The organism is Mycolicibacterium sp. TUM20985 (assembly GCF_030295745.1).
Taxonomy (GTDB): domain Bacteria; phylum Actinomycetota; class Actinomycetes; order Mycobacteriales; family Mycobacteriaceae; genus Mycobacterium.
Window position 1 is genome coordinate 4,657,670 of record NZ_AP027291.1, and the last position, 14,515, is coordinate 4,672,184.

The window sequence follows — 14,515 nt, forward strand, 5'->3', positions numbered from 1 at the left end:
CTCACTGGCGCTGAGCCGTGCGGCGCGCCGACTGAATGACCGTGCCGACCCGTTCCACCAGAATCGCCATCTCGTATCCGATCTGCCCGATGTCACACGACCTGGTGGCCAACGTCGCGAGATTCGACCCGTCGCCCACCCGCATTAGCAGCAGGTAGCCGTTCTCCATCTCGACGACCGACTGCAACACGTAACCGCCGTCGAAGAGTTGCGCGGCGCCCGTCGACAGGCTGGCCAACCCCGACGCCACCGCGGCTAGTTGGTCGGCCCGCTCGACGGGCATGTGCTCGCTGGAAGCCATCAGAAGACCGTCGGCAGACACCAGGATTGCGTGCGATACGCCGGCGACCTCGGTGGCGAACTTGGACACCAGCCAGTCGAGCGAGTCACGCGGGGCGGGACGGGTCATTCGTCGTTCAGTCCTCGTCTGTCGAGCTCGTGTCACGGACGCGCGCACGTCCCGCGTGCACGCCGCCGAAGTGGCTGGCCATGCTGCTCCGCACGGCTTCGGGGTCCCGCCGGATGGTCACCTGCGTCGCCTCGAGCGTCGCTCTCGCCGCGGGTTGTTCGTCGGCCGGCTCCGTCCCGCCGTTGGTGCCACCGTTGCGCTCACCGTCACCGTTGTCGCCATTGCTCGCCGCTCCGGGCACCAGACGGGCGCCCGGCTGACGCATCGGCAAGCCCTCTTCGGTGCGCTCCTCGACGGGAGCCTGCTCGGCGGCCGCGGCGGCGGACCACCCGTGATCCCAGACCGTCTGCCAGTCCAGATCAGTGCTCTCGGCCAGCTTGAACGGATCGTCGATCAGCCACTCCGAGAGCATCGAGTCGAAGATCGAACCGCCGGCCGGCTTGGCCACCGGCTCGGGATCGGCGGCTTCGGCGGCGTCTGATCCGTTGACGCCGTTGACGCCGGTCGCGCCATTGGTCGCCGGTGTCGCGGCCTGCGCCTTCGCGGCGAAGAACGACGAGGTGTCCGTCGGGACGGGGCGTTCGGAGGGTTCGGTGGGCAGGTGCCAGTGTGGCTGCTCCTCGGCGACCGGGTGCTCCTCCTCCGGCCACTCCGACTCGACGGGTTCCAGCGGCTCGACTTCCACCGGCTCGATCGGCGCCGACGGAATGTCCGAGATGCCGCTGGCTCCCGGATTGCGTTGCGGCAAAAGCAGAACGGGGATGTCGGCATGGCCGTTCCGATACTCCGGCTCGGCCACGACGTCGTCGGCGTCATTCTGATCGGAGTGGTCGGCATCCAGTGCGTAGATCGGAGTGGCATCGGTGTCGGCATCGGTGGGCCCGGCGTAGTCGAGGTGCTCGCCGTAGGCGGTGACGCCGTAGTCGGAGACGTAGTCGTCGGATTCAGGCCCACCGGGGCCATGGAGAAGCAGCTCGGCCGGGATGAACACTCCCGCGGTGGTTCCTGAATCGGGTTGCGCCACAACGGTACTGCGCAACCGGACGACCAGACCGTGCTGGGCGGCCAACCTGCCCACGACGAAGAGGCCCATGTGGCGGGCGGTGAAGGGATCGACCTCGCCGCCGGACTGCAGCCGCGTGTTGGCGACGCGGAGATCGGCGTCCGTCATGCCGAGCCCACTGTCACTGACCTCGATGACCAGCCCACCGTTGCCGGTGTGCACCGCCGACACGCGCACCTCGGCGCTCGGAGGTGAATAGCGCAGTGCGTTGTCCAGGAGTTCGGCCAACAAGTGAACGACGTCGCCCGCGACGACACCGGCCACCTCGCTCTCCGGAACGATCGCGGTGACGACCCTGGTGTAGTCCTCGACCTCCGAGGCCGCGGCGTTGATCAGGGCGACGACGGGTACCGGTTCGTCCTGCTCGCGCGGCACCTTGGAACCGGCCAGCACCAGCAGGTTGGCCCCGTTGCGGCGCATGCGGGCGGCCAGGTGGTCGAGCTTGAAGAGATTCTCCAGCCGCTCGGGGTCCTGCTCGTCGCGCTCGAGTCGGTCGATGAGTCCCAGCTGCTGGTCGACGAGCGAACGGCTGCGCCGCGACAACGTCTCGAACATGTCGCCGACCTGCAGCTGTAGCCGGGATTGTTCACCAGCCAGGAGCACGGCCTGTTCGTGCAGTTCGTCGACGGCATGCGCGACCTGACCGATCTCGTCGGTGCTGTGCACGGGCAGCGGCTCGACCACACCGGGCTGACCGCCGTTGCGCACCCGCTCCAGCTCCAGTGCGAGGTCCTCGTGCGCGACCTTGAGGGCACCGTCGCGCAGCGTCCGCAGCGGCCTGACCAACGACCGGGCCACGAACAGCACGACGATGAACGCCAACAGCATCGCGGCCCCCACGATCGCGGAATCGCGAATGGCCTGCTGGCGCTTCACCGCGGCCTGGTCCTGCACGGCCGACGTCACCGACGCCGTCGCGGAGTCGATGACCTTGGTGGCGACCTCGTTGGTGGCTTGCAGTGACTGGCTCAGCTCCGGGTTGCCGACCAGGACGACGGCCAGGTCCGATATCAGGGCCATCCGCTTGACCATCTCTGCCTGCAGCCTCTGCGCGTCCGGCGAGCCGACGCCGAGCACCTGAGACATGCCGAACAGCGTCGACGGTTCGGTACCCGCCAGCGTGATCATCGACGTGCGCAGCTCCGGCTCGGGAAGGTCGCCGCCGAGGTTCACCAGCAGCTGCTGCATCATCATCTGGCCGCGGGCACCGATCGCGCGGCTGAGGCCCTGCGTCCCGGTGCGGATCTTCTCGTCGTCGACGCGCACCGAGCCATTGACGACGTCCTCGGCGGTCAACAGGATGGGCGCATAGGCGGTGATGCGGCCCCGAAGGTCGACGCCGTTCGCGGTGACCTGGTCGAGCAGTGTCTGGCCACCGTCGAGCAGGCTGGTGACACCCGTTCGGACGTCCGGAACGACGTCCGTACCGGCGAGTTGGCGCCGCAGATTCTGCTTGCTCGTGTCGAATGCACTGAGGGACGCCTGCGCGTCGCCACCGGCGGAATTCGCCAACATCGCGGCGTCCAGGGCGGCCATGTACCTCTCGACGGAGGGCACCATGTCGGCACGGTCGGCCGTCAGGCGTAGGTCACCGGCATCGGACCAACCCGAGGCGACGCGCAAACCACCGAATGCGCCCGCCAATAGCAACGGCACCAGAACTATCGCGAACACTTTCCAACGAACGGGCCAATTCGCTAGCGACCATCGCGACGGACGCCTCGGTCGCCGTCGTGCATTACCCGGCAATTCGGGGGTCGCATCGGCGGGCGCGGGCACGTCGAACGCCGTCATCGCGCGCCGACGGTAGAACCGGCCAGACGTCGGCATTTCGGTGATCGCACGTCGTTCATAAGGGCTTCCTGCAGCAGTACGCCTACATATCGGCAGGCACCGGAAGACCCAGTGCGCCCGGCAATTTTTCGAGTATGACAGCGATCATCGAGCGTTTCCACAATTCTTACTGAACAGACAGAGTTCGTGACCTCGCCGTTGCGGACCCGTGTGTTATACGAGCAAATGTCGTTGCACTACTGAGATCATCGTCGAATGTTCCGGGTCATGTTCAACTCACCGCGCATTGCACCGAACACCGGCAATGCGATCAGGATGGTGGCTGCAACGGGATGCGAATTGCATCTGGTCGAGCCCCTCGGATTCGACCTCTCGGAGCCGAAGCTGCGCCGCGCCGGCCTGGACTACCACGACCTCGCGTCGGTGACGGTGCACGCGGACCTGCCGTCGGCGTGGAACGCCGTGATGCCCGCGCGGGTGTTCGCCTTCACCGCCCACGCCGAATCGTCGTTCGGGGACATCGCCTTCACCCCGGGTGACGTCTTGCTCTTCGGGCCGGAGCCCACCGGGTTGGACGCCGACACGCTGGCCGACCCGCACGTCACCAAGCGGGTGCGGATCCCCATGCTGGCGGGCCGCCGCTCGCTGAACCTGTCCAACGCCGCCGCGGTGGTGGTCTACGAGGCGTGGCGCCAGCAGGGGTTCGCCGGCGCGGTCTGACGCCCCGTTCTCTACCAGGTGTTCCAGTGACTGAGCTGCTCGGCGGGCAGACGCTTGGCCTTCCTGAAGTCGGTGCCCTTCGTGTAGGCGATGGGAAACAAGCCACCCTGGGCGTACTTGTCGAACGGGATGCCGAGGATCTCGGCTGCCTGCTTCTCCCCCTCGCCGAGCAGATGCAGCGTCGTCCACGCCGACCCGAGCCCACGCGACCGCAGCGCCAGCATGAAACTCCACGCGGCGGGCAGCAGTGATCCCCAGTACGACGCGCTCATCCCGGCGGGCGCACCGTCCGGACGGCCCTCGAGGCACGGGATCATCATGACGGGAACCTCGTGCAAGTGGTCGTTCAAGTACTTCGCCGAGTCGACGACCAACGGCGTGCGCTCGTCGCGGCTGTCACCGAACGTCGGCTTCTCGGCCTCCAGGTACGGCGTCGCCGCGGTGCGGTAGATGTCCGCGATCGCCTTCTTCTTCTCGGGGTCGTCGACGAAGACGAACTGCCAGCCTTGCGCATTGGAACCCGTCGGCGCCTGCAACGCCAATTCGAGGCACTCCATCACCACCTCGCGGGGCACGGGCTTCTCCAAGTCGAGGCGTTTGCGGACCGAGCGGGTGGTCGTCAGAAGTTCATCGACGGTGAGGTCGAGCGTCTCGGATGTCATGTTCGGAGACTACATTCGCCTCCATGACTGCAGAGCTGACGCCAGAGGTCACCGAGCGTCTGACGTCCGACCAGTACGGCTGGCTCACGACGGTGGCGAAGTCTGGCCAGCCCGTGCCGAAACTCGTCTGGTTCTTCTTCGACGGCGTGGCGCTCTACGTCTACTCGTCGCCTAGCGCGGCGAAGGTCGGGCACGTCACGCGTCATCCGCAGGTCAGTCTGAACACCGATTCCGATGGCAGTGGCGGCGGAATCGTCGTCATCGGTGGCGAGGCGACCATCGACGCCGAGGGTGTCGATTGCCGTGACGACGCGCCGTACTGGGCCAAGTACGGCGCACTTGCCGACCGGTTCGGCTTGACCGACTCGATGGCCAACTTCAGCACCCGCCTCCGCATCAGCATCGACAAGGTGTGGACCACCCCGACCGAGGGCTGAATAGAACACCAGGCCCTCCCCCGGGGATTGGTTTGGGGAAGGCCTGGTGGGTTCTGGGGCCTACTTGCCGTTGAGGTGGGCGATGTAGGCGGGGCCGTGGTTGTCGTGCCAGCCGGGCTTGGCCGTGGGGGCTGGCGTGGCGTAGGTGCCGGGGCTGTAGGCGTAGCCGGGGCCGGTGGGCTCGGTGTTGGTGACCGCGCCGGCGGTGCCGGCCAGGCCGAGTGCGGCAGCGCCGAGGATGGTGGCGGCGATGAGGCTGCGGGCGATGGTGTTCATGTCGACTCCTTTTGTCTAAGTGCCGTTTTCGGCGTTGGGACAACTATCTCCCGTCGCGGGCCCGAAGTATGTCGGGTGACCGGTGGATGGGCCGGGTGAACGCCGCGTCCACCGAATGGGGGACGGCGAGTGTGTGGGTCGTGGATGCGAACAGCGAGTGAAGGCGTTGACGAGCCGCACACTCGGCGCCGTGGCGCTATTGGAAGTCGCGCGACTTCGACCGCACCCGCAGGTCGATGGGGCCCAACCGGTCGGCCGCCACGGTGACCGCGCCCGTCGCGTTCTGCACGATGCCCCGGATCACCAACGCCGTCGCCGTCTGCGCCAGCCTGCGGTGCCGGGCCCACACTCCCCGCGAGCACATCACGTTGACCATGCCCGTCTCGTCCTCGAGGTTGAGGAACGTCACCCCCTGGGCCGTCGCCGGCCGCTGCCGGTGAGTCACCGCACCGGCGACGAGCACCCGCGTCCCGTCCGGTACCGACAACAGCCGATTGGCGGGGATGACGCCCAATTCGTCCAGCTGGCCCCGCAGGAACTGGACGGGATGGCTGTCCGGTGACACGCCGGTGGCCCAGACGTCGGCGGCCGCCAGCTCCAGTTCGGTCATGCCGGGTAGCGAGGGGACGTGCGACGAGGACCCCACGCCGGGCAACCGGTCCGGACGTTCGGAGGCTGCCGCCCCCGCCGCCCACAACCCCTCCCGACGGGTGATGCCGAAGCAGCCGAGCGCCCCGGCGGTGGCCAGCGCCTCGGTCTGCGGCACCGAAAGCTGTACTCGGCCCGCCAGATCGACGAGCGACGTGAAGGCACCGTTGGCCCGCTCCTCGACGATCCGCTCGGCCAACTCGGCACCGACGTGCCGTACCGCGCCGAGCCCCAACCTGACCTCGAGGCCACGGTCCTCCAACGTCGCGTGCGCCAGACTGGCGTTCACGTCGGGACCGTGCACCAGCACACCGTGCCTGCGGGCGTCGGCGACCAGCGACTGCGGTGAGTAGAAGCCCATGGGCTGCGCCCGCAGCAGCGCTGCGCAGAACACCGCGGGGTGGTGCAGCTTGAACCACGACGAGTAGAACACCAGCGAGGCGAACGACAGCGAATGACTCTCGGGGAAGCCGAAGTTGGCGAAGGCCTCCAACTTCTCGTAGATCCGGTCGGCGACCTCACCCGTCACCCCGTGTCGCTCCCGCATGCCGTCATAGAAGCGGCCGCGCAGCCGCTTCATCTTCTCCGTCGAGCGCTTGGACCCCATCGCCCGACGCAACTGGTCGGCCTCTCCCGCGGAGAAACCCGCGCAGTCGACGGCCAACTGCATGAGCTGTTCTTGAAAGAGCGGGATGCCCAACGTCTTCCGCAGTGCCTGCTCCATCGACGGGTGGTCGTAGGTCACCGCCTCCTCGCCGTTGCGGCGCCGGATGTACGGGTGCACCGAACCGCCTTGAATGGGACCCGGTCGAATCAATGCGACTTCGACCACCAAGTCGTAGAACACGCGCGGCTTCAACCGGGGCAGCGTGGCCATCTGCGCGCGGGACTCCACCTGGAACACCCCGACGGAGTCGGCGCGCTGCAGCATTTCGTACACGGCGGCCTCGGACAGGTCCAGCTTGGACAGGTCGACCTCGATGCCCTTGTGCTCGGCGGTCAGGTCGATGGCGTAGTGCAGCGCCGAGAGCATGCCGAGGCCGAGCAGATCGAACTTCACCAAACCTATTGCTGCACAATCATCCTTGTCCCACTGCAGCACGCTGCGGTTCTCCATGCGCGCCCACTCCACCGGACACACGTCGGCGATCGGCCGGTCGCAGATCACCATGCCGCCGGAGTGGATGCCCATGTGCCGCGGCAGGTCCTTGATCTGCAACGCCAAATCGATCACCTGCTCGGGTACGTCCTCGACGTCAGGTGAGTCGGCAAGTCCGTTCCACTTGCTGATCTGCTTGCTCCAGGCGTCCTGCTGCCCCTGAGAGAATCCCAGCGCCCTGGCCATGTCGCGGACCGCGCTGCGACCGCGATAGGTGATGACGTTGGCGACCTGCGCGGCGTAGTCGCGGCCGTAACGCTCGTACACGTACTGAATCGCCTTCTCGCGCAGGTCCGATTCGATGTCGATGTCGATGTCCGGCGGTCCGTCGCGCGCCGGGGACAAGAAACGCTCGAACAACAGCTCGTTGGCGACCGGGTCGACATTGGTGACGCCCAGCGCGTAGCAGACCGCCGAGTTGGCCGCTGATCCCCTTCCCTGGCAGAGGATGTCGTTCTCCTTGCAGAACCGGGTGATGTCGTGCACCACCAGGAAGTAACCCGGAAAGTCGAGTTGGGCGATGACACTCAGCTCGTGCTCGATCTGCCCATAGGCAAGCGGTGCGCGTTCCGGCGGTCCGTACCTGTTGCGGGCGCCGGTCATCACGAGGTGTCGCAGCCAGCTGTCCTCGGTATGCCCCTCGGGCACGCGGAACGGCGGCAGCTTGGGGGCGATGAGCGCCAACCCGAATGCGCACTGCTCACCGAGCTCGGCTGCGGCGGTCACCGCATCGGGATGGTGAGCGAACAGCTGCGCCATCTCCTGACCCGACCGCAGATGCGAACCCCCCAGCGGCGCAAGCCAACCGGCTGCTTCGTCCATCGAGTTGCGGGCTCGGATGGCCCCCATCGCCATGGCCAGCCTGCCGCGGGCCGGTTCGGCGAAGTGCGCCGCGGTGGTGGCGACCACGCCAAGGCCGAACCGGGCCGCCAAGGCCGCCAGCTCGGCGTTGCGCTCGTCGTCGAGGGGATGCCCGTGGCGGGTGAGCTCGACGCTCACCCGGCCGGCACCGAACCGGTCGACCAGATCGGCGAGCGCCGACTCGGCCGCCGCAGGACCCCCTGTCGACAGGGCTTGGCGCACATGACCTTTGCGGCATCCCGTGAGGATCTGCCAGTGCCCACCGGCGGCCTCGGTCAATGCATCGAAGTCGTAGCGCGGCTTGCCCTTCTCCCCGCCCGCCAGGTGGGCCTTGGCGATCTCGCGGGACAACCGCCGATACCCCTCGGGCCCGCGAGCCAGCACTAGCAGATGCGGCCCCGGCGGGTCGGGCACCTCGGTGCGCGCGACGTTGCCAAGCGAGAGCTCGGCACCGAACACCGTCTGCACGTCAAGCTCCCTGGCCGCCTCGGCGAAGCGGACGACTCCGTACAAGCCATCGTGATCGGTCAGTGCGATGGCCCGCAGGTTCAGCCGGGCGGCCTCCTCGACGAGCTCCTCCGGCGTGCTCGCCCCGTCGAGGAAGCTGTAGGCCGAGTGCGCGTGCAGTTCGGCGTAGGGCACCGACGAACCGCTGCGCGCGTGGCCGTCGGGCCGCTCGTAGCTGCCGCGCTTGCGCGACCAGGCGGGGCTGTCACCCCCGTCGCCGGTGGGTTCGGGCAGGCGGGACCCAGCGCGACGGGGCTTGCTGGTGAGGATGCGCTCCATCTCGCCCCACGTCGACGGCCCATCGTTCCATCCCACCCAGACAGTGTATCGAACATGCGTTCGATCCGCCCGTGCCTTCACGAAATGCGCCGCCGACCCTCGTTTCTATGCGCCCCACATGAGCCCTTCGACGGGAATCCGACTTGCGACTAGCGTGAACTTCACCGGCACCGACAACCACGAAATAGACTGCCAGTCAACTCGTTTCCCGATGCGCTCCCCGAAATAAGCAGGTCTTCAATGCGTTTCACACGCGTATCGCAGACAGTGTCTATGAATGTGACATGAAGTCCTTTCCCGCAACGGATTCAGGCCAATACGTTGAAGGCATGAACTCACATTCCTTCACCGAAATGCGCCGACCGGGCGGCAGCGCCGCCGTCGCAGTGATCACGGCGGCGATGATCGCCGCCACGTTCGGACTGGCCGGCCCGGCTACGGCGCTCCCGACTGGCGGCGACATGCCGTCGAAGCCATCGAAGAACTCCGGGACGCGGGGTACGACGTCCAGGTCAACGGTTGGGCCCGAACCTCGTGGACGGGATGCCGCACCACTGCCGTGCACGCGCCACCGCTCGCCGACGAGCCGCCGGGCGACTGGGCTACCGCCCACGTCACCGTGTGGTGCCCCGACGAAACCCCTTGATCGGCCCGACTCCTCGGCGGACACGACATTCCGTGCGCACACCGCGATGACTTTCGCGCCACGCCCTAGTCACTACGATGACCACATCACTGCAGGAGGCATCGTGACCCCACGGACTGGGCCCGCCACACCCCCCGTCGTCGACCAAGACACCTGGCGCGCCGCCCTCGACGAGCTGCGCGCACGGGAGAAGGCCGCTACCCGCGAACTGGATGCGATCGCCGCGCAGCGCAGACGCCTGCCGATGGTCGAGATGCCCGACTACACCCTCATCGGAGAAGGTGGTCCCGTCCGCCTGGCCGACGTGTTCGACGGCCGCTCCCAGCTGATCGTCTACAACCACATGTGGTCCGACGGCGCGGAGTGGCAGTGCGGCGGCTGCACCGGCTTCACCTCGCAGTTCACCCGGCTGGAGTTCCTGGAGAACTACGACGCCCGCTTCGTCATCGTCACCAACGGCCCCATCGACGAGGCCCTGGCCTACAAGGCCAAGGTCGGCAACCGGATGACGTGGTACTCGTCTTCCGACAGCCCGTTCGGGGCGGACGTCGGCGCGCCACCGGGGGCGGGTTTCGCCGTCAACGTGTTCCTGAAAGATGGCGACACCGTGTACCGCACCTGGCACACCGACGGCCGCGGCACCGAACAGCTCAGCCACAGCTTCGCGTTGATCGACCTGCTGCCCTGGGGCCGCCAGGAGGAGTGGCAGGACTCCCCCGACGGTTGGCCGCAATCGCCGACCTACTCGCGCTGGCTGGACTCCCCGGACATCGCCAAGGTGTACGGCAGCGTTTAGCGCAGCGGAAAATCCTGTCCCCGTTGGTCTTCCGGCCGGGGTCCGAAGTAGCGCCGGTCGCCTTCGTCGATCGTGACGTCGTTGATGCTCGCCTCTCGGCGACGCATCAGACCCTTCTCGTCGAACTCCCAGAGTTCGTTGCCATAACTGCGATACCACTGGCCTCCAGCATCGCGACACTCGTACTGGAATCTCACCGCAATTCGATTCCCGTCGAAACTCCACAGGCCCTTGCGTAGCGCGTAGTCCAGTTCGCGCTCCCACTTGGCGGTCAGGAAGTCGACGATCGCCGCACGGCCGGTGACGAAGTGGTCGCGATTGCGCCACTGCGAATCCTCGGTGTAGGCCAAGCTCACCCGGTGCGGATCGCAGGTGTTCCACGCATCCTCGGCCGCTTGCACCTTGAAGAGTGCGCTCTCGAGGTCGAACGGCGGCAGTGGGGGTCTGGCGTCGGTCATGATGGCCATCATGACCCAAGGGCGAAACGGCGCGCTACGACGGATCGCGGCAGTCGTCGTGTCGACGGGGATCGTCGCAACGTCCGTTGCTTCCCACGCTGGGGCCGCACCGGACGACCAGATCACGTTGACGTTCATTCGTCATGCCCAGTCGGCGGGGAACGTCTCTGGATTCATCGACACGTCGATACCGGGTCCGGGTCTCACTGAACTCGGTTGGGACCAGGCGCACCGGGTTCCCGCCGACTTCGCCGACGACGGTTTCGACGGCGTCTTCGCCTCGACGATGGTGCGCACCCAGCAGACCGCGGAGTTCCTCGCCGAGGAACTCGACGAACCCGTCGACGTGCTGCCCGGGCTACGGGAGATCGAGGCGGGCGTCTACGAGGGCCAGCCCGAGATCGCCGGCGTGGCGTTCTACGCCGTGCTCAAGCAGTGGGCACGAGGGGACCGCACTGCCCGCATCCCCGGGTCGATCGATGGCAACGAGTTCGACACCAGGTTCGACGACGCCGTCGCCGCGATCTACGCGACGGGCGACCGCGACCCGGTCGCGTTCTCGCACGGCGCCGCGATCGCCCTATGGACGCTGATGAACACCAACAACGCCGATCCCACCCTGTTGGAAACCAAACCGTTGAACAACACCGGCTACGTCGTCGTCCGCGGAAGTCCTAGTGCGGGATGGACTCTCGTCGATTGGAACGGAGTCCGCGTCTAGTCCGTGAACTCCGCGGTACCGTCGTCTAGCACGACGCGGGCGTTCGACCCGTCGATGCCCGCGGCCTCGGTGCGGAACACCGCATGCCCCGGCTCAGTGCGCCAGACCGACGTCGTCAGCGTCTCGCCGGGGAACACCGGCGACGTGAAGCGAGCACCGACGGCGGTGATCTTGGTGGCGTCGTTGCCGCCGAGCTCGGCGACCAACACCCGGCCGGCCACCCCGTAGGTGCAGAGCCCGTGCAGGATCGGCTTGGGGAAACCGGCGAGGTTCTGCGCGAACCAGGGATCGCTGTGCAACGGGTTGCGGTCGCCGGACAGTCGATAGATGAGCGGCTGATCCTCGGTGGTCGGCAGCGCGACCTTGGCGTCGGGTTCACGGTCCGGAATCGCGGGGGCGACGGGGCGCTCCCCGGGTTGGCCGCCGAAGCCACCTTCACCGCGGATGACGGCGGTCGACACGGACTCCGCGATCACCTGCCCGGTCTCCGGGTCGGTGCCGGTGCCCTTGAGCACCAGGATGGCGTTCTTGCCCTTGCCCTCGCCCTTGTCCTGGACGTCGACGACCTCTGAGGACACGTTCAGCTTGCCCGACGGCGGCAACGGCGCGTGCAGCCGAATCTGCTGGCTGCCGTGCAGGAGCATCGCCCAGTTGAATGACCCCACCTCGGCGGCGGCACCCCAGGCCGGGCAGGCGATGACGGCGTATGTCGGCAGCACCTGCTGGGCGATGTCGTGACTGTTCTCGGTGGTGAAGGCCAGGTCCTTGGTGCCGGCACCCACGCCGAGGGCGTACAACAGGGTGTCGCGCTCGGTCCATTCGAACGGCTGCGGCGCGGTCGTGGCACCGATGGCGTCTGGGTTGATGGGCATGGGTTCTCCCTCGAAGGCGTCGGCTCGGCGGTTCGTGTCGGACGATAGCCGCCCAGCCACATGTCATCGCGATCAGGTCACACGTTGTTGACGCATGCCATACGAGGGGTGACCATGACTCGCATGCGCTATGTCGTTACCGGCGGTACCGGGTTCATTGGCCGCCGAATCGTGTCCTCGATCCTGTCCCGCGACGAGGGTTCCGAGGTCTGGGTCCTGGTGCGCCGCGGGTCGCTCACCCGCTTCGAACGTCTCGCCGAACAGTGGGGCGCACGCGCGAAGCCGCTGGTCGGCGATCTCACCGCGCCGAATCTGGGGCTCACCGAGGAGGTGCTGACCGAGCTGGGCGCCGTCGATCACGTGGTGCACTGCGGAGCGGTCTACGACGTCACCGCGGACGAGGCCGCTCAGCGCGCCGCCAACGTCGACGGCACGACGGCGGTCATCGACCTCGCCGTGCGGGTGGATGCCACGCTTCACCACGTGTCGTCGATCGCGGTGGCCGGCACGTTCGATGGTGAGTACACCGAGGCGGACTTCGACGTCGCCCAGGACCTGCCGACGCCGTATCACCAGACCAAGTTCGAGGCCGAGATGCTGGTGCGCTCCGCCCCGGGGCTGCGCTACCGGGTGTACCGGCCTGCTGTCGTGGTCGGCGACTCCCGCACCGGCGAGATGGACAAGATCGACGGCCCCTACTACTTCTTCGGACTCCTGGCGAAGCTGGCCGCGCTGCCGAGCTTCACCCCGATGATGCTGCCCGACACCGGCCGCACCAACGTGGTCCCGGTGGACTTCGTCGTGGATGCGCTGATCTCACTGATGCACGCTCCCGACCGCGACGGGCAGACGTTTCACCTCACCGCACCGAAGGCGATTGGCCTCACACACATCTACCGGGGCGTGGCGAAGGAGGCCGGCCTGCCCGAACTCCTTGGCTCACTGCCGAGTTCGTTCGCCACCCCGTTCCTCAAGGCATCGGGGCGGGCCAAGATCCTGCGCAACATCGCGGCCACCCAACTCGGCATCCCCCCGGAGATCCTCGACGTCGTAGACCTGGCCCCGACGTTCACCTCGAACAACGCGACGGAGGCGTTGCGCAGCATCGGGATTCGCGTGCCCGAGTTCGCCTCCTACGCACCCCGGCTGTGGAGGTACTGGGCCGAGCACCTCGACCCCGACCGGGCGCGCCGCGACGATGCTGCCGGCCCGTTGGTCGGCAGGCACGTCATCATCACCGGCGCCTCGAGTGGCATCGGCCGGGCCTCGGCGATCGCCGTGGCCGAACGGGGCGGACGCGTCTTCGCCCTGGCGCGCAATGCGGAGGCACTCGACGACCTCATCACCGAAATCCGTGAATCCGGAGGCGACGCTTACGCATTCACCTGTGACGTCACCGATTCGGCCTCCGTCGACCACACCGTGAAGGACATCCTCGGTCAGTTCGGCCATGTCGACTATCTGGTGAACAACGCGGGCCGTTCGATCCGGCGGTCGGTGTCGGCGTCCACCGACCGGCTGCACGACTACGAACGCGTCATGGCGGTCAACTACTTCGGTTCGGTGCGGATGGTGCTCGCCCTGCTGCCCCATTGGCGCGAGCGCCGCTTCGGCCACGTGGTCAACGTGTCGAGCGCGGGCGTGCAAGCCAGCAACCCGCAGTACAGCGCGTACATCCCCAGCAAGGCGGCGCTGGACGCATTCGCCGAAGTGGTTGGCAGCGAGACGCTCTCGGAGCACATCACGTTCACCAGCATCCACATGCCGTTGGTGCACACCCCGATGATCGCGCCGTCGCGCAAGCTCAACCCGATGCCCGCGATCACCGCGGACCACGCGGCGGCGATGGTGGTGCGTGGGCTGGTGGACAAACCGGCGCGGATCGATACCCCGGTCGGCACGTTGGCCGACGCCGGCCACTACTTCGCCCCGCGACTGTCACGGCGCATCCTGCACCAGCTCTACCTCGGCTACCCGGATTCGGCAGCCGCCAGGGGCGTGACGCCACGTTCGGCCGAACCGTCGGACCGCGAGCCGCCCCGTCGACCCCAGCGACCAGCCCGCGCCGTCGGCGGGAGGCTCCGCGCACCGGGACCCGTCAAGTGGGCGGTCCGCCTGATGCCCGGTGTGCACTGGTAACGGGCCGGTCCTATCGTTGGCGAGGTGACGGGGCTCCAAGGCAGCGGTGACGGCCGGACGGTACGGCT

Annotated in this window: 12 protein-coding genes; 5 read left to right on the forward strand and 7 right to left on the reverse strand. The window is 67.4% G+C overall.

The genetic code is table 11. The features are described from left to right. Position 1: 1 nt before the first annotated feature. Together QUE68_RS22820 and QUE68_RS22825 are read right to left on the reverse strand one after the other, a co-directional pair. On the reverse strand, positions 2-409 hold the full coding sequence (locus QUE68_RS22820) for a roadblock/LC7 domain-containing protein (RefSeq protein ID WP_284228551.1): 408 nt from the start codon (positions 407-409) through the stop codon (positions 2-4). A gap of 7 nt (positions 410-416) precedes the next feature. Further along, positions 417-3,266, reverse strand: a complete 2,850-nt coding sequence (locus QUE68_RS22825; RefSeq protein ID WP_286274514.1) for an ATP-binding protein — start codon at positions 3,264-3,266, stop codon at positions 417-419. Between the two features lie 255 nt (positions 3,267-3,521). Here QUE68_RS22825 and QUE68_RS22830 point away from each other — a divergent pair, with 255 nt between their 5' ends. After that, positions 3,522-3,986 (forward strand): tRNA (cytidine(34)-2'-O)-methyltransferase, encoded by a 465-nt coding sequence (locus tag QUE68_RS22830; protein WP_284235167.1) that lies wholly within the window; start codon positions 3,522-3,524, stop codon positions 3,984-3,986. An 11-nt stretch (positions 3,987-3,997) separates the two neighbouring features. On the opposite strand, the gene QUE68_RS22835 is transcribed toward QUE68_RS22830, so the two are convergent. Beyond that, positions 3,998-4,648: a nitroreductase family protein gene (locus QUE68_RS22835; RefSeq protein ID WP_286274515.1), complete on the reverse strand. Its 651-nt coding sequence runs from the start codon at positions 4,646-4,648 to the stop codon at positions 3,998-4,000. A gap of 23 nt (positions 4,649-4,671) precedes the next feature. On the opposite strand from QUE68_RS22835, the gene QUE68_RS22840 reads away from it, so the two are divergent. Further along, the gene (locus QUE68_RS22840; protein ID WP_286274516.1) at positions 4,672-5,085 is read left to right on the forward strand and encodes a TIGR03667 family PPOX class F420-dependent oxidoreductase; all 414 of its coding nucleotides are present in this window, start codon (positions 4,672-4,674) and stop codon (positions 5,083-5,085) included. 60 nt (positions 5,086-5,145) lie between these two features. Here QUE68_RS22840 and QUE68_RS22845 read toward each other — a convergent pair whose 3' ends face one another. Further along, positions 5,146-5,361, reverse strand: a complete 216-nt coding sequence (locus QUE68_RS22845; RefSeq protein ID WP_284228556.1) for a hypothetical protein — start codon at positions 5,359-5,361, stop codon at positions 5,146-5,148. A gap of 196 nt (positions 5,362-5,557) precedes the next feature. Then, positions 5,558-8,851: an error-prone DNA polymerase gene (locus QUE68_RS22850; protein ID WP_284228557.1), complete on the reverse strand. Its 3,294-nt coding sequence runs from the start codon at positions 8,849-8,851 to the stop codon at positions 5,558-5,560. A 713-nt stretch (positions 8,852-9,564) separates the two neighbouring features. Between QUE68_RS22850 and QUE68_RS22855 the strand changes: the two genes are divergently transcribed. Further along, on the forward strand, positions 9,565-10,257 hold the full coding sequence (locus tag QUE68_RS22855) for a DUF899 domain-containing protein (protein ID WP_284228559.1): 693 nt from the start codon (positions 9,565-9,567) through the stop codon (positions 10,255-10,257). Here QUE68_RS22855 and QUE68_RS22860 read toward each other — a convergent pair. Further along, a complete protein-coding gene (locus tag QUE68_RS22860) occupies positions 10,254-10,715 on the reverse strand; it encodes a nuclear transport factor 2 family protein (protein WP_284228560.1) in 462 nt (153 codons plus the stop codon). The genes QUE68_RS22855 and QUE68_RS22860 overlap by 4 nt on opposite strands. 10 nt (positions 10,716-10,725) lie before the next feature. Between QUE68_RS22860 and QUE68_RS22865 the strand changes: the two genes are divergently transcribed. Next, a complete protein-coding gene (locus QUE68_RS22865; protein WP_284228561.1) occupies positions 10,726-11,436 on the forward strand; it encodes a histidine phosphatase family protein in 711 nt (236 codons plus the stop codon). On the opposite strand, the gene QUE68_RS22870 is transcribed toward QUE68_RS22865, so the two are convergent. Beyond that, positions 11,433-12,308 carry a MaoC family dehydratase gene (locus QUE68_RS22870; protein WP_286274517.1) on the reverse strand — a complete coding sequence of 292 codons (876 nt, stop codon included), beginning with the start codon at positions 12,306-12,308 and terminating at the stop codon, positions 11,433-11,435. The genes QUE68_RS22865 and QUE68_RS22870 overlap by 4 nt on opposite strands. Positions 12,309-12,431: 123 nt before the next feature. On the opposite strand from QUE68_RS22870, the gene QUE68_RS22875 reads away from it, so the two are divergent. Further along, positions 12,432-14,447, forward strand: a complete 2,016-nt coding sequence (locus QUE68_RS22875; protein ID WP_286274518.1) for an SDR family oxidoreductase — start codon at positions 12,432-12,434, stop codon at positions 14,445-14,447. Positions 14,448-14,515 lie beyond the last annotated feature (68 nt).

What these genes read in the sequence shown, in the direction of transcription:
- QUE68_RS22835 (WP_286274515.1), bottom strand. Translation starts at nt 4,648, where the DNA reads ATGACATCCGAGACGCTCGACCTCACCGTCGATGAACTTCTGACGACC.
- QUE68_RS22875 (WP_286274518.1), top strand. Translation starts at nt 12,432, where the DNA reads ATGCGCTATGTCGTTACCGGCGGTACCGGGTTCATTGGCCGCCGAATC.
- QUE68_RS22820 (WP_284228551.1), bottom strand. Translation starts at nt 409, where the DNA reads ATGACCCGTCCCGCCCCGCGTGACTCGCTCGACTGGCTGGTGTCCAAG.
- QUE68_RS22830 (WP_284235167.1), top strand. Translation starts at nt 3,522, where the DNA reads ATGTTCCGGGTCATGTTCAACTCACCGCGCATTGCACCGAACACCGGC.
- QUE68_RS22845 (WP_284228556.1), bottom strand. Translation starts at nt 5,361, where the DNA reads ATGAACACCATCGCCCGCAGCCTCATCGCCGCCACCATCCTCGGCGCT.
- QUE68_RS22870 (WP_286274517.1), bottom strand. Translation starts at nt 12,308, where the DNA reads ATGCCCATCAACCCAGACGCCATCGGTGCCACGACCGCGCCGCAGCCG.
- QUE68_RS22865 (WP_284228561.1), top strand. Translation starts at nt 10,726, where the DNA reads ATGACCCAAGGGCGAAACGGCGCGCTACGACGGATCGCGGCAGTCGTC.
- QUE68_RS22840 (WP_286274516.1), top strand. Translation starts at nt 4,672, where the DNA reads ATGACTGCAGAGCTGACGCCAGAGGTCACCGAGCGTCTGACGTCCGAC.
- QUE68_RS22860 (WP_284228560.1), bottom strand. Translation starts at nt 10,715, where the DNA reads ATGACCGACGCCAGACCCCCACTGCCGCCGTTCGACCTCGAGAGCGCA.
- QUE68_RS22825 (WP_286274514.1), bottom strand. Translation starts at nt 3,266, where the DNA reads ATGACGGCGTTCGACGTGCCCGCGCCCGCCGATGCGACCCCCGAATTG.